We start from the raw sequence: 23,799 nt of genomic DNA, 5'->3' as shown, positions 1-23,799 counted from the left end.
GATGTTGAATTCAGCATTGACTGAAATTTTAATTATTACTGGTGTTATTTTTGCAGCACTTATCTTTATTGGCGTGATTATCGCGCGTTTATATACACGTTCAAGTAAGGAAGTTTCTTTTGTTCGTACAGGGTTTGGTGGCGAAAAAGTCATTTTAAATGGTGGCGCCATTGTTCTTCCTGTTTTACATGAAATTATTCCTGTCAACATGAACACTTTACGCTTAGAAGTCAAACGTGCTGCGGATCAAGCGTTGATTACACGGGATCGTATGCGTGTTGATGTGATGGCAGAGTTCTATGTTCGTGTCAAACCGATTGCTGAATCGATTGCGACAGCAGCTCAGACGCTAGGGCGTAAAACCATGTCACCACCAGAACTTAAAGATCTGGTTGAAGGTAAATTTGTCGATTCACTTCGTGCCGTTGCCGCAGAAATGGCCATGGAAGAACTACACGAAAAGCGTGTCGACTTTGTACAAAAAGTTCAGCAAGTAGTCTCTGAAGATTTATCCAAGAATGGCTTGGAGCTTGAAACTGTTTCCTTAACAGGTCTGGATCAAACTAGCTTTAAATTCTTTAATCCACAAAATGCGTTTGATGCAGAAGGTTTAACCAAGCTGACTGAAACCATTGAAGACCGTCGCAAGAAGCGTAATGACATTGAACAAGATGCAGATCTTGCGATTCGTGCAAAGAACTTACAAGCAGAACGTGCTCGTTTAGAAATTTCGCGTGAAGAAGAATATGCAAAGTTACAGCAAGAGCGTGAAATCTCGATTCGTAAAGCTGAACAAACCGCAGAAATCGCCTCTCAAGAAGCAGGTAAAAAACGTGAGGCTGAAGAAGCTCAAATTGCTGCTGAGCGTGAAGTGGAACTAAAACGAATTGCTTCTGCTCGTGATGTAGAGAATGAAAATATCCAAAAAGCTCAGCTCATTCAAAAAGCCCAGGTCGAACAGAAGAAAACGATTGAATTGGCTGAGCAAGACCGCGCCATTGCCATTGCTGAAAAATCTCGTGCTGAATCAGAAGCCAAAGCGCAAGCTGACAAGGCCCGTGCCGAAGCGGTAAAAGCAGAGGAAGAAGTTGTGACTGTACGTGAAACACAACGTGCTGAACGTCAAAAAGCAGTTGAGCTGGTTGCAGCAAAGCAAACAGCGGAGAAAGAAGCGATTGCGATTACCGTTGCTGCGGATGCTGGCAAAAAAGCCGCTGCCGATGAAGCAGAAGCAGTACGTATTGCAGCAGAAGCTGATGCTGAAAAGATTCGCTTAAAAGCGAAAGGTGAGGCAGATGCAAAAATCCTACTTGCTCAAGCGTTGGAAAAACAATATCAGGTTGATGCGGAAGGTGCGCGTGCAGTCAATGAAGCCGCCAATACCCTTTCTGCTGAGCAAGTGGAAATGCAAGTGCGCTTGGCACTATTAAAGCATTTACCAGAGATCATTCGTGAAAGTGTTAAACCAATGGAAAATATTGATGATATCAAGATTTTACAAGTGAATGGTTTAAGTAGCTTTGCGGGCGGCGGTACTGTCGGTAGTGATACGGTTGAAAATGGCCAGACCTCTTTATCCGATCAAGTGGTGAATAGTGCCCTACGCTATCGTTCCCAAGCACCACTGATTGATAGCTTAATGAATGAACTAGGCTTACAAGGTGGCGATATCAATGGTTTGACTCAAGGGTTAAAACCTAAAGCAGACTAAGTGTTGTTGATCCAAAAAGAGTCTTAGCCATAAGGCTCTTTTTTTATACAGAATAAGGAATAAAAATGAGTACACATGGTTTTTGTGCAGGGACACTTGTTCATACAGAGCAAGGTTTAGTTCCAATTCAAGAGATTAAAGTTGGAGATTTGGTGTTATCTAGTCCTGAACACGGGAATGGTTTAATTCGTGAATATAAACGAGTTATTAATACCCTTAAGGCTGAATCAGAAGACGTCTATGAACTGATTATTAGAAAGCGTATTTATCCCGATGATGAGGAAAATGATATTCGTCGAGATGTATATGAGATGATTTATCTCACAGGTAGACATCCTGTTTATGTAGAAAATAGTGTATTTATCGAGGGTTGGGACAATGCAAGTCATATTGACCAAATCAATGCACGCAGCAGAAGTTGGCAAGTCGTAAAAGATTTAAGGTTGTATAATCAAATTATTGTTTCGAGTCCTCAACAGGGGGATGAAACAGGCTATGAAATTGTAAACATCGCACCAGTACAGAATGTAAATCGCGAATATGGCTTTACTAGCGCTTCAACTGTCGATGACAATAAGCCATTTGATACGGTGGTTTATTTAAGTGACGAGCATTATCGTATCATTGGAGGAGATATTAAGGATGATCATAGCGTAAATATCTTTATTGATTATTTTATTGGTCCTTATCGCCATACAGATTTCCCAAGTGACTACCCTCTCTATAAAGACTTTCAAGAAAATTATGAAAAAATTATCGCTAATGTAGGTGGTGATATTGCGGATATCCCTACATTGCGTAGGCCTGTCTATAATTTTGAGGTAGAAGAATATCATACCTACTTTGTTGGTGAGCAAGGCCTGTGGGTACATCAATAATATTTCCAATAAAAAACCCCAATGTCTCCATTGGGGTTTTTTAAAGATTAAAATCTAACGTATTACGCTAAACCTTTCTCTTTTAAAACTTGCAACATTGTTGAACCAAGCTCAGCTGGGCTACGTGTGTAAGCCATTCCCGCGCGTTCAAATGCAGCGAATTTCTCTTCAGCAGTACCTTGACCACCAGAGATGATCGCACCAGCGTGACCCATACGCTTACCTTTAGGTGCAGTTACACCAGCGATGTAACCGACTACAGGCTTAGTCACGTTAGATTTGATGAATTCAGCAGCTTCTTCTTCCGCTGTACCACCGATCTCACCGATCATGATGATTGCATCAGTATCTGGATCGTCTTGGAACAATTGAAGTGCTTCAATCTGGTTCATACCTGGGATTGGGTCACCACCAATACCGATACAAGTAGACTGACCTAAACCAAGCTTAGTTGTTTGAGCAACAGCTTCATAAGTCAATGTACCTGAACGTGAGATGATACCAATACGACCAGGTTGGTGGATGTGACCAGGCATAATACCGATCTTACATTCACCTGGAGTGATCACGCCTGGGCAGTTAGGACCAACTAAACGAGTACCGTTACCGTTAGTTTCTAAGTAGCGTTTTGCTTTAAGCATATCGATAGTTGGAACACCTTCAGTGATCACAACGATCAGGCCAACACCTGAATCAACCGCTTCAACGATTGAGTCTAAAACGAATGGAGCTGGTACATAGATTACAGACGCATCAGCATTTGTTTCACGTACAGCTTCTTTCATTGTGTTGAATACTGGTAAGTCAAGGTGAGTTGTACCACCTTTACCTGGAGTAACACCACCAACAACTTTTGTACCGTAGTCTAAAGCTTGTGCAGAGTGGAAAGTACCGTTTTTACCAGTAAAACCTTGTACCAATACTTTAGTGTCTTTATTAATTAATACGCTCATGATTGATACTCCTTACGCTTTAACTGCAGCTACAACTTTTTCTGCGGCATCAGATAAACCGTTCGCAGAAATTAATTTCAAACCTGATTCATCAAGTAATTTAGCACCTAACTCAGCGTTGTTACCTTCTAAACGAACAACAACTGGTACAGTTACATTTACTTCTTGAACCGCTGCAATAATTGCTTCAGCAATCATGTCACAACGTACGATACCACCGAAGATGTTGATTAAAACACCTTGAACAGAAGTATCAGCAAGGATGATTTTGAACGCTTCGATTACGCGCTCTTTCGTTGCACCGCCACCAACGTCAAGGAAGTTTGCAGGCTGACCACCATAAAGTTTAATGATGTCCATAGTTGCCATTGCAAGACCAGCACCGTTAACCATACAACCGATGTTACCTTCTAAAGCAACATAGTTAAGGTCAAATTCAGATGCTTTTAATTCACGCTCATTCTCTTGAGACTTGTCACGTAAAGCAGCAACTTTAGGTAAACGGTAAAGCGCGTTAGAATCGATACCTACTTTCGCATCTACACATAAAATATCGCCATTTTCACGAACTGAAAGTGGGTTAATTTCGAATAATGCAAAGTCATTTTCAACAAATGCTTGATAAGCAGCAGCCATAATTTTTACAAATTGGCTGATTTGTTTGTCTTTCAAACCTAAAGCAAACGCAACTTCACGTGCTTGGAATGGTTGTAAGCCAACGAGTGGATCAACTTCAACTTTGATAATTTTTTCTGGAGTTTCTTCTGCAACTTTCTCGATTTCTACACCACCTTCGGTAGAAGCCATGAAAGTAATACGACGGCTAGAACGGTCTACAACCGCGCCCAAGTAAAGCTCACGCTCAACTGGGTAAACGTCTTCAGCAACGATAATGCTGTTAACTGGCTGACCATTTGCATCTGTTTGATACGTTACAAGACGAGTACCAATGATGTTATTTGCAAATTCAATCACATCTTCTTTAGATTTTGCAACTTTAACGCCACCAGCCTTACCACGACCACCAGCATGAACTTGCGCTTTCATTACAGCGAATTTACCACCAAGCTGTTCAAATGCAGCAACTGCTTCGTCTGCATTTGTTGCCAAGATACCTTCTTGTACTGGCATGCCATATTCTTTCAATAACGCTTTAGCTTGATACTCATGTAAGTTCATTTAGTTACCTACTATGTTGTTTGTAGTGATACAGTCTTGATCTTCTTAAAATCAGACTGCTACATATTGAATAAATGATTGCCTAAATAAGACAATCATCATCATTCAAAAAAAGTGTGGCGAACCACACTTTATATTTATTTACGCTTACGTTGAATCGCGTGGATTGCACGACCGTCAACAGAAAGCGCTGCTTCATGTACAACTTCAGAGAAAGTCGGGTGACCGAAAGTCATCAATTGTAAATCTTCAACAGAAGATACAAACTCAAGTGCAATCATACCTTGATGTACGATGTCAGATGCATTTGGACCCACAACGTGCATACCTAAAAGACGATCTGTTTTCGCATCTGCAACGAATTTAACAAAACCTGCAGTATCACCAGCAGCCAAGGCACGACCATTTACCGCAAACGGGAATTGACCTGCTTTAACTTCATGACCTTTTTCAGCTGCTTGTTCTTCAGTTAAACCGACCCAAGCTGCTTCTGGGTGTGTGTAAATAACGCTGATGATTGTGTCATAGTTCACTTGAGCTGCATGACCGTGGATACGTTCAACAGCCATTACGCCCTCTTCCATTGCTTTATGTGCAAGCATTGGACCACGTACCAAGTCACCAATCGCGTAAACACCTTCTACAGATGTTTGACATTGATCATTGACATCAACCAAACCACGCTCAGTCAATTTAATGCCTGAATCGTCAGCCAATAAACCTTCTGCATATGCTTTACGGCCTACACAAACGATAAGCTTGTCAAAAACTTGTTCTTTGTCTTCGCCTGCTTGGTTGTATTTAACCGTTACTTCTTGACCATTAGTTTCAGCGCCAGACACTTTCGCACCAATACGGATATCTAAACCTTGTTTCTTCAAGATTTTTTGATATTCCTTCGCCAAAGCTTTATCAGCCATTGGTAAGAACGCATCTAATGCTTCAAACACAACAACTTCTGAACCAAGACGACGCCATACTGAACCAAGTTCTAAACCGATCACACCCGCACCGATCACACCAAGACGTTTAGGAACTTCTTGGAATTTCAACGCGCCAGTAGAGTCAACGATTAAGTCTTCATCAACAGGTGCAACTGGAATATTTACAGGTACAGAACCCGTTGCAAGAATCACGTACTTCGGTTCTAAAACCTGCACATCACCTTCAAACGGTGTAAATTCTACTTTTTTACCAGCAAGTAATTTACCAGTACCTTGTAACCACTCAATACCATTACCTTTCAGTAATTGAGCAACGCCACCAGTCAATTGATCTACAACTTTGTCTTTACGTGCCAACAAAGTGTCTAAATCAAATTTAACTTCGCCCGTCGTAATACCGTGTTCAGCAAGTTCGTGAATAGTGGCTTCGTAGCGATGAGAAGAGTCAAGCAAGGCTTTAGAAGGGATACAACCCACGTTTAAACACGTACCACCTAAAGATGGCTTACCGTTGTGAATACGTTTTTCGATACAAGCAACTTTAAAACCAAGTTGAGCTGCACGAATTGCCGCTTCATAACCACCTGGTCCACCGCCAATAACAACAAGATCAAACTGTTGAGACATTTTTATCTCCATTTTAATCTCCCCTAACCTCTCTTTGAAAAAGAATAGGAATTTCCACAAATCTTAAAACGTATATGAGTCGTGAAAGTCCCCCTTTTGTTAAGGGGGATTTAGGGGGATTCTTAATTAATAAGTTATAGGTCAAGAATAAGTTTAGCTGGCTCTTCTAACAATTCTTTGATTGTTACCAAGAAACCTACAGCTTCTTTACCATCGATTAAACGATGGTCATAAGAAAGCGCTAAATACATCATTGGTAAGATTTCAACTTGACCATTTACAGCCATTGGACGTTCTTGGATTTTATGCATACCCAAAATTGCCGTTTGTGGTGTATTTAAAATTGGTGTTGAAAGCAATGAACCGAAAGTACCACCGTTGGTGATTGTGAACGTACCGCCAGTCATTTCTTCAATTGATAATTTACCTTCACGTGCTTTACCAGCATATGCAGCAATACCATTTTCAACTTCAGCGTAGTTCATACGATCAGTATCACGAAGGATTGGAACAACCAAGCCACGATCAGAAGACACTGCCACACCGATGTCATAGAAACCGTGATAAACGATATCTTCGCCATCAATAGATGCGTTTACAGCTGGGTAGCGTTTCAATGCTTCAGTAGCCGCTTTAACAAAGAAAGACATAAAGCCTAAACGCGCACCATGACGCTTCTCGAAAGCATCTTTATATTGCTTACGCATTTCCATGATTGGCTTCATGTTAACTTCGTTGAACGTTGTTAACATTGCAGTTTGTTGTGTAGCTGCCAATAAACGCTCAGCAACACGCTTACGTAAACGCGTCATTGGAACACGTTTCTCAACACGCTCACCTACAGCAACGCTTAATGGTTGAGCTGATGCAGCAGGTTTAGCTTGATGACCAGCAACATCTTCTTTCGTGATGCGACCACCACGGCCTGTACCTTGTACGTCAGCAGCATTGATACCTGTTTCAGATAATGCTTTGCGAACCGCAGGCGCTTGGTTTTGATCAACAGCTTGAGTTGATGCAGCTGCTGGGGCAGATGCAGCAGGAGCCGCCGCCGCTGGTGCAGCAGCTTCAGGAGCAGCTGCAGAAACAGCACCAGCTTCGAATTGAGCAATTACTTCATCAGAAAGAACCGTATCGCCTTCATCTTTGATGATTGCAACTAAGCTACCATCAGCTGGAGCAACCACTTCTAAAACAACTTTATCGGTTTCAATGTCACAGATCACTTCATCACGTGATACAGGTTCACCTACTTTCTTGTGCCAAGTTGCGATCGTACCGTCAGCAACTGACTCTGGAAATACCGGTGCTTTAATTTCGGTTGCCATTATTTAGAATCTCCTGATTGTTCAACTTCAATCGCAAGTGCGTCATTGATAAGCTGAGCTTGTTGTTTTGCATGCAAGTATGGCGAGCCACAAGCAGGTGCGGCAGATGCTTCACGACCAGCATAGCTAATACGGATTTGTTTACCAGATTTAAGAACATCTTCATACAAACGAGGAACGATGAATAACCAAGCGCCTTGGTTTTTCGGCTCTTCTTGTGTCCAAACAAGTTCTTGAATGTTTGGATAAGCAGCCATGACTTCAGCTAGGCGTTGCTCTGGGTATGGGTATAATTGTTCTACACGAACGATCGCAATATGGTTTAAACCAAGTTCACGGCGTTTTTCGAGTAAATCGTAATAAACCTTACCACCACAAAGCACTAAACGAGTCACATCAGCTTTGTTGATTTGATCAATTTCATCGATCACAGTTTGGAATGAACCGTTTGCTAATTCATCTAACGTTGAAGTCGCAAGTTTATGACGTAATAACGATTTTGGTGACATTACGATCATTGGCTTACGAATCGGACGAACTGCTTGACGACGTAACGCATGGAAAATTTGCGCTGGTGTAGTCGGTGTCATCACTTGCATGTTGTCTTCAGCACATAGCTGTAAGAAACGCTCTAAACGTGCAGATGAATGCTCTGGACCCTGGCCTTCATAACCGTGCGGTAACAACATGGTTAGACCACAAACACGCTCCCATTTGGTTTCACCCGAAGCGATAAACTGGTCAATCACCACTTGCGCACAGTTTGCAAAGTCACCAAATTGCGCTTCCCAAACGATCAAGCTTTTTGGCAATGTCGTTGAGTAACCGTATTCAAATGCAAGCACTGCTTCTTCTGACAGTAAAGAGTCATAGACGGCAGTACGTGGCTGATTTTCTTTGATATGGCAAAGCGGAATATAAACAGAACCATCAACTTGGTTATGTAATTTGGCATGACGGTGTGAGAATGTACCACGCCCTACGTCTTCACCTGTAATACGAACCAAGAAACCATCATCGAGTAAAGATGCATACGCTAAGGTCTCTGCAGCACCCCAGTTAAGTGGCATTTCGCCTGTTTGCATTTTTACGCGATCATCAATGACTTTTTGAACTTGACGCTGTAATACAAAACCTTCTGGTAATGTATTCATTTTCAAACCAAGTTCTTTCAAACGATCGATGCTGAATGTTGTATCCCAAAGATCTGTGTATTCATGACCCAAATAAGGTGCCCAATCAACAAACATCTTTTTGTTTGGTTCACGAACAAGCGCATTGGCAACGTGATTACCCGCTTCTAAGTCAGAACGGTAACCTTCAACCATTGCATCAGCACTAGCACGATCAAGGATTTGTTGTTGAACCAATTGATCTGCATACAAGGTACGCGTAGTCGCTTTCTTGTTGATCACCTGATACATCATTGGTTGCGTTGCAGATGGTTCATCCGCTTCGTTATGACCACGACGACGGTAGCAGAACAAATCTAAGATAACATCTTTACGGAATTCATGACGGAAATCGTGCGCGATTTGAGTTGCAAAAATAACAGCTTCAGGATCATCACCATTCACATGGAAAATCGGAGACTGAATCATTTTTGCCACGTCAGTACAGTATTCTGTAGAACGTGTATCGCGTGGATCAGATGTTGTGAAACCCACTTGGTTATTAATCACAATATGAACGGTACCACCCACTGTGTAACCACGAGTTTGTGACATTTGGAAGGTTTCTTGGTTGACACCTTGACCTGCAAATGCAGCATCACCATGTACGATCACTGGAAGAACGTCATCACCGCCAATGTCTCTACGACGAACTTGACGTGCACGGACTGAGCCTTCAACCACTGGACCAACAATTTCCAAGTGTGATGGGTTAAACGCTAATGCTAAGTGAACTTCGCCACCTGGAGTCATTACGTTTGAAGAGAAGCCTTGGTGATACTTAACGTCACCAGAACCTTTCTTATGAATACTTTTTCCTTCAAACTCACCGAAAAGGTCAGCTGGGTTTTTACCCATGATGTTAACAAGAAGGTTGAGACGACCACGGTGTGGCATACCAATCACAACTTCTTTACAACCGACGCTACCAGCACGTTGAATGATTTCGTTCATCATTGGAATAAAAGACTCACCGCCCTCTACACCAAAACGTTTTGCACCAACGAATTTATTACCAAGATACTTTTCTAAGCCTTCTGCCGCAGTTAAGCGCTCTAGAAAGCCTTTTTTCTGATCATTGGTGAAATTGAATTTACCGCGAACACCTTCTAAACGTTGCTGAATCCAACGTTTTTCTTTGGTATCAACGATATGCATGTATTCTGCACCAATTGAACCGCAGTAAGTTGCTTCCATGGCTTCGACCATTTCAGACAATGTTGCTTCTGCTTTTCCAATTGCGAGGTTGCCTGTATTAAATACAGTATCGAGATCTGATTTAGTTAAACCGTGCGCAGATAAATCGAGGTCAGGAACGTCTTCACGTTTCGCAAGACCTAATGGATCGAGTTTAGCTTTTTGATGACCACGGTTACGATAAGCAGCGATTAATTGTAAAACACCAATTTGACGACGCTCATGCTCTGTGCTTACAGTGCTTTGTACAACAGGTTGAACTCGGTTTGCATTACGACCCAAAAGGAGGAATTGCTCGCGCACACTGCCGTGTGGTTGATCACCTTTAGGGTATTTATCGAAATATTCACGCCAATCCTCTGACACTGAGGCTGGAGAAGTTAGGTACTGTTCGTATAGCTCTTCAATATACGCTGCACTATCAGCGGAAAGTTCAGTGTCAAGACGCGAAGCGTCAGCAACTTCTTGCATTTTTGGACCCATTTCCTATTGCAAAAAATAATACAGGCTGCCTTTTAAGCACACCCATGATTCATAGTGTCAAATTGGTAACAAGACACTACTACCCAAGATCATCCAACCTTGAGACATTATTACTACACATCAGGAGTATTCCCTTTGATGTAACAAATGAGCTATACACCTTCAATTCAAGGCATATAACTCATTCTTCATACTCGATGAAATCGAGCAATTTTTTGCAAATCATTTTAGAAAAATTAAATCGATTTTTAACTTTTCTAAATTGACTTTTTCCACAAAACCTGTACAAATCTCTAAGACTAGATCCTTAGATAAGCTCAAGAATCTGCTTATTTTTTGATTCCAGTTGTGGCAGAAATCCTAACATGTTCTCAAGCTTGGATTGATTTTTTTGACACATACCATCCATAAAGCAGCGAAATACACACATCAAATTATATTCTAATATACCGCCCTTTTGATAAAAGTTGCACTCTGATTGATCAAAAATAAACATTCTCTACAAATCTTGCACAAATCCCACGAAGTTCGATCAAAAACAAACCAACATATCGATTTATATGATTTTATTTAACAGTAAAATCTATAAATATTTAAGGTCGAATTTCCAAATTTCAAGCTTGAATATTTTTAAGCAAACATTTTTTAACCGATTGGTACCAATAACATCAAAAGCAAAAAGGAGACCCTTTTCGGAGTCTCCTTTTTTGTTGCTTAGAAAACTAGATTAACCAGCTTGATCTAACAACATATTACGAATGTGACCAATTGCCTTTGTCGGGTTCAAACCTTTAGGACATACAGATACACAGTTCATGATTCCCTTACAACGGAACAAAGAGAATGGATCGTCTAAACGAGCCAAACGCTCTTGTGTTGCCGTATCACGAGAGTCAATGATGAAGCGGTATGCATTTAACAATGCAGACGGTCCAAGGAATTTATCAGGGTTCCACCAGAATGATGGGCATGAAGTTGAACAACATGCACAAAGAATACATTCATATAGACCATCTAAATGTTCACGTTCTGCTTGAGACTGTAAACGTTCTTTCGCAGGTGCAGGCTGATTGTTGATCAAGAACGGTTGAATCTTGTCATACTGATCATAGAACTGATTCATGTCTACAACCAAGTCTTTTACCACTGGTAAACCAGGTAAAGGACGGATCACAATCTTCTCTGGTAAATCGTTCAAGTTCCACAAGCACGCTAAACCATTTTTACCATTGATGTTCACACCATCCGAACCACAAATACCTTCACGGCAAGAACGGCGGAATGTTAATGATTCATCTTGCACTTTCAACGCAAGTAACGCATCAAGCAACATACGGTGCTTATCGGTTAACTCAAGTTTGAAGGTTTGCATGTACGGCGCTTTATCCTTATCAGGATCATAGCGGTAGATTTCGAATGTACGAGTGCCTCTACTCATCTTTGTTCTCCCGATTAGAATGTACGTGGTTTAGGTTCAATTGCTTCAACCGTTAACGGGCTGAAACGTACTGGCTTATATTCAAGACGGTTGTCTGATGAATACCATAAAGTATGCTTCATCCATTCATCATCACGACGACCGTAAGAATAAGTTGGATGATCAGGTGCTAACTCATAGTCAACAACTGTATGCGCACCACGACATTCTTTACGTGCAGCAGCAGAAATCAGAGTCGCTTTCGCAACTTCATACAAGTTTTCAACTTCTAATGCTTCAACACGTGCAGTGTTAAATACTTTAGATTTGTCTTTCAAATGAATGTTACGAACACGTGGTTCAATCGCAAGAATTTCTTTTACGCCCTTATCAAGCAATGCTTGAGTACGGAAAACACCTGCGTGATCTTGTACGATGTCACGGATTGCATCAGCAACTTCTTGCGCGTTTTCACCCGTAGTTGAATCATCCAGCTTACGAATACGCTCTAATGTATTTACCAATACATCAGTCGGAAGCGGTTGATAATCATCGCCATGATGTTTAGTCACGTAGTCAATGATGTGTTCACCCGCCGCTTTACCGAATACCACAAGGTCAAGCAATGAGTTTGTACCTAAACGGTTTGCACCATGTACAGATACGCAAGAACATTCACCAATCGCATAAAACCCTTTCACAGGTTTTACGTAATCACGAGTACCGACATAATGATACTCTTTAGTGTCTTTGTTGTAACTTGCAGAGAATTCACCTTCTTCTACACCATGTGGTACAACCACTTGGCCATGAATATTGGTCGGAATACCACCCATTTGATAATGGATTGTAGGTACAACTGGAATTGGTTCTTTCGTACAGTCAACGTTTGCAAACTTCTTACCAATCTCAAATACAGACGGAAGACGTTTCATAATCGTTTCGGCACCCAAGTGAGTCATATCCAATAAGATATAATCCGCCTTAGGACCACAACCACGACCTTCTTTAATTTCTTGGTCCATAGAACGTGATACGAAGTCACGCGGCGCCAAGTCTTTTAATGTCGGTGCATAACGTTCCATGAATGGTTCGCCGTCTTTGTTACGAAGGATACCACCTTCACCACGACAACCTTCAGTCAACAATACGCCTGCGCCAGCAACACCCGTTGGGTGGAATTGCCAGAATTCCATATCTTGCAATGGAATGCCTGCACGAGCCGCCATACCAAGACCGTCACCAGTATTGATATAAGCATTGGTTGATGCGCGATAAACACGACCCGCACCACCTGTAGCAAACAAGGTTGCTTTCGCCTGGAATACCGCAATGTTACCTGTTTCTTGGTCAATTGCAGTCACACCAAGTACATCACCTGCCTCGTTACGGATTAAATCTAATGCAATCCATTCAACGTAGAACTGAGTACCCATTTTCACGTTGCTTTGATACAAGGTATGCAGTAACGCATGGCCTGTACGGTCAGCAGCAGCACACGCACGTGGAACTGCTTTTTCACCGTAGTTTGCAGAGTGACCACCAAATGGACGTTGATAAATCGTACCATCTTCGTTACGGTCAAAAGGCATACCCAAGTGTTCAAGCTCGTACACAACTTTTGGCGCTTCACGGGTCATAAACTCGATTGCGTCCTGATCGCCTAACCAGTCAGAACCTTTAACCGTGTCATAGAAGTGATAATGCCAATTATCTTCTTGCATGTTACCTAACGACGCACCAATACCACCTTGAGCGGCAACTGTATGCGAACGTGTTGGGAATACTTTGGTCAATACAGCAACTTTTAAACCCGCTTGAGCAAGTTGGTAAGCAGCTCGCATACCAGAACCACCACCACCAACGATAACTGCGTCGAAAGTGAGGTTTTGAATATTTGAATAATCTTCTTTAGGGTTAATTGCGCCCATGATCTCTTCCTATCAATTTGCCCAGAAAATCTGGATACCCCAGATTGCGTACACGAACACTGAAATAATGACAGCAGAAGTGAGTACAAGGCGTAAACCTGAAGCTGAAGGGCCCATTTGACGAGTCGTTACATAATCTGTAAAGACTTGCCACATACCAATCCAAGCGTGTGCAACGAGCGATAACACTGCTAATAAAGAGAAAATCTTCATTGGCAAAGTCAGCATAAAGCCAGCCCACTGTTCATAACCAAATCCGCTATTGCAAAGGATCCAGCCAAACAAAACCACAGTGTATGCAGCTAACACTACAGCACTGACACGTTGGATATACCAATCGCGAGAACCTGAACCTGTTAAACCTGTAGCACTTTTCATCAGAACATAATCCATACGAATGCTGCGACAATACCAATCGCAGACAAGATTAATGAAACTGTAGCAGCGATACGACCGCTTTGAAGTTCTTCAGCAAAACCGAGGTCAGCAAGTAAATGCTTCACACCTGCGATAAAGTGGAAAATCAAGCCAGCTACAAATACCCATACGATGAAACGTACAATGATATTTCCGAAAACGACATTTTTAACGTAGTCAAATCCTTCTGGAGAAGATAAAGACTTATCCAAAATCCATAAAAGAACTGCAACTAATACGAAAACGATTACACCTGATAGACGGTGTAGAATTGAGGCAATAGCCACGGGTGAGCGTAAATTTACCGCTAATACCTGACCCATGGACAAATTGACAGGTCTGTTGCTTTTCACAGCGGGCATCCTGTAGGTAGAAACTCCATCTGGAGTTTGTTTGACTTAATTCAAAGGAAAGCTGGCATTGTTAGGCAAACACAGCACATGCCTAACCTATATAACGACACCGAATTATAAAACGTGAAATATCAAAATACAAACAATCAACTTTCGCTTTAGTCGAAAAAAACTTTAAATAAGAATCATTCACGCACATAATAACGGCGATAAAATCAACAAATTCAGACAAAAACAACTATCTAATTGTTTTGTAATGATAAAAATAAAATACTATTTTTTATAGATACTTTTTAATTTTATAAATTCTTTTCTTTTATATTTATCAAAAAACAGCTTTTTCGGCTTTAAATCAGCACAATTTCGCAACGTGATACATACTTTTAAATAATAGCCCTCATTTTTATTTTAAATATCATAAATTGATAATCTATTTTTATCATTCAATTAACCAAAATCAACAAGTCATTTTTTATACAATTAATCGCACCACAATGAATCAATAATGATGTGACAGATCATGTTTTTAAATGATTTTTGAATGACCGTTTAAGAGTAAACAACGAGAAATATAGGGGTTTTAACCAAGATAAGTATTTATTTTATAAGTAGTGCTCCCCTTCCCAAATAAAAATTTACTTACAATTGGACTGATGCTTCATTTTTTTTATGCACCTGAAACTTGATTTGACATATTATACTCGACCGGTGCTGTGATTTTACTCAGTTTTTTCTTCGATACTGAATGACTAATTGACTGTAGCAACGTCATTTTTTATCCCTAAGTATAATTGACAAAATTTTAGTAACCACTAATCTTATAGCAAATTTTGACACCGTCTGATTCGCACATGACAAGATTAGTATTTCGAGTCAGATAATCATTCACCAGGACAGGAGATCTATTGAATGTCTGCAGCAACTGGCAAAAAAGCCGTATTACAGCTTGATGGCAAAGAAATTGAATTACCAATTTACAGCGGCACATTAGGCCCAGATGTAATTGACGTTAAAGATGTATTAGCATCAGGTCACTTTACTTTCGATCCTGGTTTTATGGCGACAGCTGCTTGCGAATCTAAGATCACATTCATTGATGGTGACAAAGGTGTGTTATTACACCGTGGTTATCCAATTGATCAATTAGCGACTCAAGCAGACTACTTAGAAACTTGCTATTTATTGTTAAATGGCGAGCTTCCAAATGCTGAACAGAAAGCAGAATTTGACGCTAAAGTACGCAACCATACTATGGTTCATGATCAAGTAAGCCGTTTCTTCAATGGTTTCCGTCGTGATGCTCATCCTATGGCTATAATGGTTGGTGTTGTTGGTGCGTTATCTGCGTTTTATCACAATGGTTTAGACATCGAAGATGTAAACCACCGTGAAATTACTGCAATTCGCTTAATCGCGAAAATTCCTACGCTTGCAGCGTGGAGCTACAAATATACAGTAGGTCAACCATTCATTTACCCACGTAATGACTTAGGTTATGCAGAAAACTTCTTACATATGATGTTTGCTACACCTGCTGACCGTGATTACAAAGTAAACCCAGTTCTTGCTCGTGCGATGGATCGTATCTTCACGCTTCATGCTGACCACGAACAAAATGCATCTACTTCTACAGTTCGTCTTGCTGGTTCTACTGGTGCAAACCCGTATGCATGTATCTCTGCTGGTATCTCAGCACTTTGGGGACCTGCTCACGGTGGTGCAAACGAAGCTGTACTTAAAATGTTAGATGAAATTGGTAGCGTAGAAAACGTTGCTGAATTCATGGAAAAAGTAAAACGCAAAGAAGTTAAACTCATGGGCTTCGGTCACCGTGTTTATAAAAACTTCGATCCACGCGCGAAAGTGATGAAAGAAACTTGTGACGAAGTTCTTGCTGCATTAGGCATCAACGATCCACAGTTGCAACTTGCAATGGAACTTGAGCGTATTGCGCTGAACGACCCGTACTTCGTTGAACGTAAACTTTATCCGAACGTAGACTTCTACTCAGGTATCATCTTAAAAGCGATTGGTATCCCAACAGGTATGTTTACGGTGATCTTCGCGCTTGCACGTACTGTTGGTTGGATCAGCCACTGGTTAGAAATGCACAGCGGTCCTTACAAGATCGGTCGTCCACGTCAGCTTTACACAGGCTCGACGCAGCGCGACATCAAACGTTAATTTCGATTAACGTTAATAAAAAAGGATGCTTCTGCATCCTTTTTTTTGTTTTTATCGGTTATGCTCAAAAAAGAAGACTTAAACAACATTCATTTTTACAGAACTAATTTACTGAGCCGATGATCAAAAAAACTACTGTTTTGATGCAAGTCACATTGCCCGTCTTTCAAATGAAAATTGCTTCCTTTATGCTGTTTTTATTGATGATCATACTGACGTGGCTCTTACTCGTTTACTTTAGTTATGATTTAAGCCTGTACTATCTTTATCAATTTCTCCCTTTCTTCGCCCAATTACTCAATATTGCTTTGATGTTAGTTTTATTGATAACGATTGTGTATCTGTATAACCAGTTTTATCAGAAGTATTTTAAACGCTCGATCACGCTCAAGTTGCATCAGCAAGGCATCTCATTGGATAGCTCTACTGAAGCTAATTTTTTCAGTTGGCAAGAGCTGATTCAAATACAACTTCAACAGCGACATACTCAAATCCACAGTTTCAATCTTTTGAGTAAATCCAAACCCTATCAACAATTTTTTTATTTCAACTCTTGGATGTGGCCTGTTTCTTTAACTCAGCAGCACACTGATTTTCTAAATTTTTGGAAAAAGCTGGAAGCTCTAGCGAAGCAGCAACAGTTACAACGTATCAGTAACGCAAACATTAACAAGAAAACTCATATTAACATCATCAGCCTGATTGCAGATCAACAAGCGCTAACTGCTTTTCAACGAAAACAGAAATGGATTACGACAGGATTCATCCTTGTTATTTTAACCAGCTTCAGCCTTTTTATCGCCTCTTTACTCTGGCATGAATTTAACGATGGCAGCATCAACTTACCCCATCAACAAACACAGTCGATTTCTGGGACGAATTTTGAAACTTTCCAGAATCAGGTCTATATTTTTAAACAAGGTCAAGGTACTTTTTTACTGCCTCAAGTCAGCGCTGATCAATTTACTGGTTTAGCTTTGAGCAACCTTCCCAACCGTGCAGATGAGCTGTATAGCAATGTTGGTAAAACAGCACAACATGTTTACTGGCAAAACCATATCTTGTCTCAGCTAAAGCCTGCGCAAACACTTTATTTGGGTAATGACTTTAGCAAAGATCATCAACAGGTCTACTTTCGAGATAAACACTTGGTCAACGCGAATGCGGCTGACTTTGCAGCAATATTGCACCCCACTTTCAATGCATTAGTATATTTTTATGCCAAAGATGATCAACAAGTCTATTACAAAACAAAAGCATTAACAGATCTAAATCCACAACAGAGCCAAGCATTTCCAAATAGCAGCCAATATATTCACGATCACCGCTATGTTTATTATCAAGATACGAAGCTGGACAAGCTAAACGCACAACAGACTCAAATTTTCAAAGGCAGTAATCGTTTTAGTCAGAACCTCAACCTAGCAACAGACGGCCAATCTTTTTATTTAAATGACCATCCGCTACCACATATCGCTGAGTATAAGTTTTGGGGAACTACGTCAGTCGATACAGCACATTTGCAACTGCTTGGCAGTCAAAGCAGTGAACCCTACCCCGGAAATTTCAGCTATCTTTTTGTAGATCAGCAACACGTTTATGTCTATGACGAGTTCTATCAACAACTTAAAGTGCTGTACCATTTTCAGCAGCCTGTACGATTAAAAGTTTTAGCTGATCGACATTTAAGTGATGGGCAACATAGTTACATAATTACTGAAAAGCTCTATCGAACGAAAGGACGTTCTTCTGGAACCACCACACATGGTTTTAAAATCAGCCTGATTCGTGAACAAGATCAACAGATCATGGCTCAGTATTTTACCCGCAATCCAAGTGCCTTAAAACTATCCAACCTGATTGATAACAGGGAGATCAAATAATCTCAAAATATGAACAAGATGTTTATCAACAAACTTCATTATTGATAAGATTTTTTACACCATGTGATTGCTTAAATCTCATCTTCTTCAAGTTCTAATGCACGCAATAAGGTATTGCTGATGCCATCAGCACGTAACCAAGCCAATTCGTAACTGGCCTTGGCCAAGGCCAATACACGACGCTCAAACTCATCCCAGATGGGTTTGACTTGTGAATCAGTGATTCCAAGACCACTCTCATGCGCCAAATGTTTATTCTTCTCACAAATCTTCAAAGCATGGTACAGCTTACGCCCCTTACTGGCGCTGTCTAAGACACGGATCCGTTTATTCTGAATAAAGCCCTCGATGTGCTGTATATTCGCATGAGGCAGCAAAGGCACCAGAATTTGATCCAGTTGCGCATCTAAACGCTTCCACACCATCAAACGCTGCTCTGCTGTATAAGTATTCCACTGAATCACTTCATGATTAAAGCGGCGACAGCCACGGCAGACCAGATCACCAAATACCGTTGAACAACGCCCTGCACATGGGGTCAATGATGGGATTCGACGATCATTACTCAAAACCAACTCCTCTAAAACCATATTTATTTTATGGTTTTCTCGCTTATTTTCAGATTTCGCGCTAAAATATGCGCCTTATTTTTCTATCTTAATACATTTGGAGTTATCCATGAACGCTACTGTAGAACAGCTTGCACCTGTAGAACAGCAAGCGACCAATAATTGGGTTGTTGCAGCACTATATCAATTTAAAGAAGTTTCAGATGCAGCAGACCTGCAACAACGTCTTTTGGACTTAGTGAAGAACATCAATTTATGTGGAACTCTAATTGTAGCCTCTGAAGGAATTAACGGTACAGTTGCAGGCGATCGTGCCGCAATTGATTCAGTTCATCAATTCCTTTTGAACGAAGGGTTTAACGCAATGGAATATAAAGAGTCTGAAAGCTCTGAAAAACCGTTCCGTAAAATGAAAATTAAACTTAAAAATGAAATTGTAACTTTAGGTGTAGAAGTGAAGCCGCGCGATTTAGTCGGTCACTATCTCGATCCTAAAGAATGGAACGAGCTGATTAGTCGTGATGACGTAATCCTCATCGATACCCGTAATGATTATGAATACAAAGCGGGGACATTTAAGGGTGCTGTCGATCCTAAAACAGAATCATTCCGTGAATTTCCTGAATATGTAAAACAAAATCTCGAACAACACAAAGATAAAAAAATTGCGATGTTCTGTACGGGTGGTATCCGTTGTGAAAAATCAACCTCATTACTTTTACAAGAAGGCTTTAATGAGGTCTATCACCTCAAAGGTGGCATTCTTAAATACTTAGAAGAAACCCCTGCTGAAGAAAGCATGTGGGAAGGTGAATGCTTCGTTTTTGATGGCCGTACTGCGGTTACACACGGTGTTGAAGAAGGTGAAAACATCAAGTGTCATGCTTGCGGTTGGCCACTGACCAAAGTTGAAGCAGAGTTATCAAGCTATGAACACGGTGTTTCTTGTGTTTACTGTATTGATAAAACTACGGACAAGCAAAAAGCAGGCTTCCGTATGCGCCAATCACAAATTGCAGCAGCAAAACGTAAACGCCTATAAGCTAAAGAAAACTAAAAAAGCCATAGTTCAACTATGGCTTTTTTATTGAGCTGATAAAAATGATGTAACGATTCGACTATTGAGCATAACATCAACTACAACTATGCTAAAAACAACAATCAAATGAATCATATAAGGGTATTATGGGACTGGAAGAGTGGGTCTTATCGATCATGGAGAAACTTGGATATTTAGGTATCGCATTTTTAATGTTTCTGGATAATGTCTTCCCTCCTATTCCATCTGAAATCATTATGCCTTCAGCGGGTTATACTGCATCAAAAGGCGAACTCACCCTTATTGGTGTCATTATTGCGGGCAGTGCGGGTTCGATTCTCGCCGCAATGCTGCTGTACTGGGTAGGACGAAAAGTTCCTCAGCAACGTCTATTTAATTTCATAGCGCGTTATGGAAAATACTTACGTATTCAGGTAGCCGACCTAGAAAAAGCCTTAATGTGGTTTAATAAACATGGACATCGCATTGTTTTCTTTGGGCGAATGATTCCAGCAGTGCGTTCTTTAATTAGTATTCCTGCCGGCATGAGTAAGATGCCTTTTGCAAAGTTTATGTTTTATAGCATTGCAGGCACCGTGATCTGGACCAGCTTTTTAGCTTATATCGGCTTTCATTTCAGCGAAAATCAAGCTTTAATGAACGCAATCATGCAGCGTATCAGCTACCTGATTTTAGCAATTGTCATTCTCTACATTGCATGGTGGGCGTTGAAAAAGTTTTATCTTGTGAAATCAGATCAGAAATAACAAACTACGGCTATTCAAACTGCATTGTCATTCAATATTTTTTTGGTCTGATGAGGTAAAGCCTAACTGGCTCTTTTTCATTTCATCTCTAAGCCAATCCCTGAGCAGCAATTTTCTTATATCATCTTCAAAGGGGTGAGCTGACAATAGATAATAAGATGAACCATCTGCATAGACAGGTGTTAATGCCGTTAACATTTGATATTGAATCTCCCTTTCAACCATGTAAGCTGAAACTACAGTCGCACCTAAGCCTGCCAAACACGCCTCTATACACAAATAAAAATGCTCAAGCGTAGATTGCTTGAAATCATTAAATTGTTCTGAGTGGCGGCTTCTAAACTGTCGCCATAATTTTGCTCTGGACTTGGAAATAAACATTTGGCTGGCTGAAGATTGATGTTTGCTGGCTGTTACACATAGCATCTGTTCATCGGCTATTTTTTCGCTATAGATCGCCCCTCCCCAAGCAAAATCATCTCGCCTTAAAGCCAGATCGATGTTTTGTGCTTTAAAATCTACAACACCGCCACCCGTTAACAAACTGACCTCAAACTCTGGATATAACTGCTTAAAATGCACCAACCGAGGAATCAGCCATTTCATCGCAATGGTCGGCTCACAGGAAAGAACCAGATTCCGTTGCGCCTGTGTATGTTGTGTTAACTGCAATAAACATTGGTCAATCTGCTGAAAAACCTGCTGACAGCAATCAAATAAAGCCTCACCCTCAAGAGTTAAGCGTAACTTTCTCGTTTCTCGGATAAATAAGGCAAAACCCAAACTTTCTTCTAAATTTTTAAGTTGCTTACTCACCGCTCCTTGAGTCACATACAGTTTTTCAGCAGCAACCGTCATACTCTCATAACGCGCCGCATAATAAAAAAACTTAAGTGAATTCAAAGATAAACGCTCTATCATTCCAAAAACTCATGCATCAACAAGAATTAATTTCGATTTTAAATATAACAAATATATGAAAAATATAACAATTATTATAGCAATCAGTTTAGGAACAAATGAGTGAATGAAATCATAATGGTGGGCTTAGTCACTGTTCTTGCCGTGATCAGTCCTGGTGCTGACTTTGCCCTAGTGACCCGAAACAGCTATCTCTATGGTCGAAATCTAGGGTTATATACCGCTTATGGTATTGCTTGTGGTGTATGGGTCCACATTAGCTATAGTTTGATTGGACTCACTTTTTTACAACAATATCTGCCGAGTTTGATTCACCTGATCCAATATCTTGGTGCCAGTTATTTAATTTATATCGGCTATAAGACCTTTACCCAACCCCCAATCAATTTAGATGTGAAAAGCTTAAAGACAACCCATTGGCAAGCATTCAAACAGGGCTTTTTCACCAATAGCTTAAACCCCAAAACCACACTGTTTGTGATGAGTATTTTTGTGCAAATCATGACACCAGAAAATAACAGCGTGAAGCTATTCGCCTACAGCGTTTTTATGTCGGGAACTCATCTGCTTTGGTTTGCCCTTATTGCTCTGTTTTGCTCCACCCCTATGATTCGAAATAAAATTCTAGCCAAGCAAATCCGCATCAATCAAAGTATTGGCATGATCTTAGCTGGATTAGGACTGAGTTTATTATTTACTACGTTTTAAACCATTCAAGCCAAAAACTTGCAGCAACAGATTCAGATATAAAAAAACGTCCACGCGGGACGTTTTAATATTGAATCTGTTATGCGATACGTGAGCCACCCTTGCAGTAGCTCAACATTTCAATCACGCTGGTGTGTGATACATGAGATAAAGTTCATTTAAATTATTTGGAATTTCTTCCGCCAATTCATCCATCAACTGACCATTACGACGGAATGATTCCATTTGTGGATCTTCTTCATCAATGCCGCTGAATACCATTACTGGCAGTGTTAAATCAATCAACTGCTCTTCGAACTCGGGTGCAAACCACGCATCTTCATTTAAGAACATGGCATCGACAAAACCGACACTCCAATCACCAAGACTAGACTCTACACTCGCCTCTTCGATTTCAAATGGAAATTCGATTCCATTTTCATTCGCTAAATCTTGGCGAATAGAGTCTAACCATGCATGAATTTGCTCAATAATTTCAGCAGGCAATTTCTTTTGGTTGCTCTCAAAAAGCTCATCCAACCAACGATCAAATTTTGGTCCAACCGCAATCGCACACAAAAAGCCATGAGTCGCTGCGAAATCTAGACCATATTCGTTTTGATCACCGTCAAGATAATTACTTAATAAGTCTAAATCTAACGTGCTCATTCTTCATCCAATTTCAAAAATACATCGGCAACAGCATAACATTTTCAGGCGTAAAATCTCAGCAATTTTGCTTAGTCTTCGTCACCAAGGTCATCGTCGTCGAAATCGTAATCAAAATCTTTTAATTCTCGCTCTAAACGACGTTGAGCCAAGAGATCATCGATCAAACGGCGCTTTTCTAATGATTCTTTGGCAGTAATTTTTCCAGATGACTCATCGAAACCTGCATCATCTTCACCATAGTTATCATCATCTAATTCAAAATCTGTAGAAGACACTAAGTACCTCTAATGAAAAAATATAAATGGGTCTAGCCGCTATTTATCGGTCTTAGCCAACCTTGTCAAGTTTTATTTGTATTTTTTGCTATAAAATGATGTTTTGTACTTTTTTTCATCAGTTTTTTTGTGTATTTATAATCTAAGCACAACAGCAATCAAAAAAGTCCTGCAATAGAGATCGATAGCTTGAAAAATTATGACTTAACCCC

At 40.5% G+C, this 23,799-nt stretch carries 20 protein-coding genes; 7 read left to right on the top strand and 13 right to left on the bottom strand.

Annotated elements, in window-relative coordinates; all coding sequences use genetic code 11:
• Position 1: 1 nt before the first annotated feature.
• Both F909_RS10945 and F909_RS10950 read left to right on the top strand, forming a co-directional pair.
• Positions 2–1,711 carry a flotillin family protein gene (locus tag F909_RS10945; protein WP_005150345.1) on the top strand — a complete coding sequence of 570 codons (1,710 nt, stop codon included), beginning with the start codon at positions 2–4 and terminating at the stop codon, positions 1,709–1,711.
• 65 nt (positions 1,712–1,776) lie between these two features.
• Positions 1,777–2,589, top strand: coding sequence for a hypothetical protein (locus tag F909_RS10950; protein WP_005150344.1), 813 nt, complete (start codon positions 1,777–1,779; stop codon positions 2,587–2,589).
• Positions 2,590–2,651: 62 nt separating this feature from the next.
• Here the strand turns inward: F909_RS10950 and sucD are convergent, their stop codons facing one another.
• The 9 genes from sucD to sdhC form a co-directional block, all read right to left on the bottom strand.
• Positions 2,652–3,542, bottom strand: a complete 891-nt coding sequence (gene sucD, locus F909_RS10955; protein ID WP_003655479.1) for a succinate--CoA ligase subunit alpha — start codon at positions 3,540–3,542, stop codon at positions 2,652–2,654.
• 12 nt (positions 3,543–3,554) lie between these two features.
• Positions 3,555–4,721, bottom strand: a complete 1,167-nt coding sequence (sucC, locus tag F909_RS10960) for an ADP-forming succinate--CoA ligase subunit beta (protein WP_003655470.1) — start codon at positions 4,719–4,721, stop codon at positions 3,555–3,557.
• A gap of 137 nt (positions 4,722–4,858) precedes the next feature.
• The gene (lpdA, locus tag F909_RS10965) at positions 4,859–6,292 is read right to left on the bottom strand and encodes a dihydrolipoyl dehydrogenase (RefSeq protein ID WP_032877860.1); all 1,434 of its coding nucleotides are present in this window, start codon (positions 6,290–6,292) and stop codon (positions 4,859–4,861) included.
• A gap of 134 nt (positions 6,293–6,426) precedes the next feature.
• Positions 6,427–7,620, bottom strand: a complete 1,194-nt coding sequence (gene odhB, locus F909_RS10970) for a 2-oxoglutarate dehydrogenase complex dihydrolipoyllysine-residue succinyltransferase (protein WP_005150342.1) — start codon at positions 7,618–7,620, stop codon at positions 6,427–6,429.
• Positions 7,620–10,460, bottom strand: a complete 2,841-nt coding sequence (locus tag F909_RS10975) for a 2-oxoglutarate dehydrogenase E1 component (protein WP_005150341.1) — start codon at positions 10,458–10,460, stop codon at positions 7,620–7,622. Before F909_RS10975 ends, odhB begins: the two co-directional genes overlap by 1 nt.
• Before the next feature lie 739 nt (positions 10,461–11,199).
• The gene (locus tag F909_RS10980) at positions 11,200–11,910 is read right to left on the bottom strand and encodes a succinate dehydrogenase iron-sulfur subunit (protein WP_004664446.1); all 711 of its coding nucleotides are present in this window, start codon (positions 11,908–11,910) and stop codon (positions 11,200–11,202) included.
• Between the two features lie 14 nt (positions 11,911–11,924).
• A complete protein-coding gene (locus tag F909_RS10985) occupies positions 11,925–13,820 on the bottom strand; it encodes an FAD-dependent oxidoreductase (protein ID WP_005150339.1) in 1,896 nt (631 codons plus the stop codon).
• Positions 13,821–13,832: 12 nt separating this feature from the next.
• Positions 13,833–14,198: a succinate dehydrogenase, hydrophobic membrane anchor protein gene (gene sdhD, locus F909_RS10990; protein WP_004652198.1), complete on the bottom strand. Its 366-nt coding sequence runs from the start codon at positions 14,196–14,198 to the stop codon at positions 13,833–13,835.
• Positions 14,198–14,599, bottom strand: a complete 402-nt coding sequence (gene sdhC, locus F909_RS10995; protein ID WP_050559990.1) for a succinate dehydrogenase, cytochrome b556 subunit — start codon at positions 14,597–14,599, stop codon at positions 14,198–14,200. Before sdhC ends, sdhD begins: the two co-directional genes overlap by 1 nt.
• A gap of 900 nt (positions 14,600–15,499) precedes the next feature.
• On the opposite strand from sdhC, the gene gltA reads away from it, so the two are divergent.
• On the top strand, positions 15,500–16,774 hold the full coding sequence (gene gltA, locus F909_RS11000; protein WP_004652200.1) for a citrate synthase: 1,275 nt from the start codon (positions 15,500–15,502) through the stop codon (positions 16,772–16,774).
• A gap of 119 nt (positions 16,775–16,893) precedes the next feature.
• Positions 16,894–18,657, top strand: a complete 1,764-nt coding sequence (locus F909_RS11005) for a DKNYY domain-containing protein (protein ID WP_005150336.1) — start codon at positions 16,894–16,896, stop codon at positions 18,655–18,657.
• Positions 18,658–18,728: 71 nt separating this feature from the next.
• Here F909_RS11005 and F909_RS11010 read toward each other — a convergent pair whose 3' ends face one another.
• A complete protein-coding gene (locus tag F909_RS11010) occupies positions 18,729–19,226 on the bottom strand; it encodes a DUF1289 domain-containing protein (protein WP_032877941.1) in 498 nt (165 codons plus the stop codon).
• A 109-nt stretch (positions 19,227–19,335) separates the two neighbouring features.
• On the opposite strand from F909_RS11010, the gene F909_RS11015 reads away from it, so the two are divergent.
• Together F909_RS11015 and F909_RS11020 are read left to right on the top strand one after the other, a co-directional pair.
• Positions 19,336–20,268, top strand: a complete 933-nt coding sequence (locus F909_RS11015) for an oxygen-dependent tRNA uridine(34) hydroxylase TrhO (RefSeq protein ID WP_005150334.1) — start codon at positions 19,336–19,338, stop codon at positions 20,266–20,268.
• A 143-nt stretch (positions 20,269–20,411) separates the two neighbouring features.
• Positions 20,412–21,032, top strand: a complete 621-nt coding sequence (locus F909_RS11020; RefSeq protein WP_005150333.1) for a DedA family protein — start codon at positions 20,412–20,414, stop codon at positions 21,030–21,032.
• Between the two features lie 27 nt (positions 21,033–21,059).
• On the opposite strand, the gene F909_RS11025 is transcribed toward F909_RS11020, so the two are convergent.
• On the bottom strand, positions 21,060–21,953 hold the full coding sequence (locus F909_RS11025; RefSeq protein ID WP_005150332.1) for a LysR family transcriptional regulator: 894 nt from the start codon (positions 21,951–21,953) through the stop codon (positions 21,060–21,062).
• Between the two features lie 102 nt (positions 21,954–22,055).
• On the opposite strand from F909_RS11025, the gene F909_RS11030 reads away from it, so the two are divergent.
• A complete protein-coding gene (locus F909_RS11030; RefSeq protein WP_005150331.1) occupies positions 22,056–22,661 on the top strand; it encodes a LysE family translocator in 606 nt (201 codons plus the stop codon).
• Positions 22,662–22,784: 123 nt separating this feature from the next.
• On the opposite strand, the gene F909_RS11035 is transcribed toward F909_RS11030, so the two are convergent.
• Both F909_RS11035 and F909_RS11040 read right to left on the bottom strand, forming a co-directional pair.
• Positions 22,785–23,309 carry a YecA/YgfB family protein gene (locus F909_RS11035; protein WP_005150330.1) on the bottom strand — a complete coding sequence of 175 codons (525 nt, stop codon included), beginning with the start codon at positions 23,307–23,309 and terminating at the stop codon, positions 22,785–22,787.
• A 71-nt stretch (positions 23,310–23,380) separates the two neighbouring features.
• Complete coding sequence (locus F909_RS11040; protein WP_005150329.1) at positions 23,381–23,587, bottom strand: PA3496 family putative envelope integrity protein; 207 nt, start codon at positions 23,585–23,587, stop codon at positions 23,381–23,383.
• Positions 23,588–23,799 lie beyond the last annotated feature (212 nt).

Origin of the sequence: Acinetobacter sp. ANC 3929 (assembly GCF_000369405.1) — a bacterium.
Classification (GTDB): domain Bacteria; phylum Pseudomonadota; class Gammaproteobacteria; order Pseudomonadales; family Moraxellaceae; genus Acinetobacter.
Note: the sequence above shows the minus strand (reverse complement) of the source record. Positions and strands in the feature narration are given on the sequence as shown.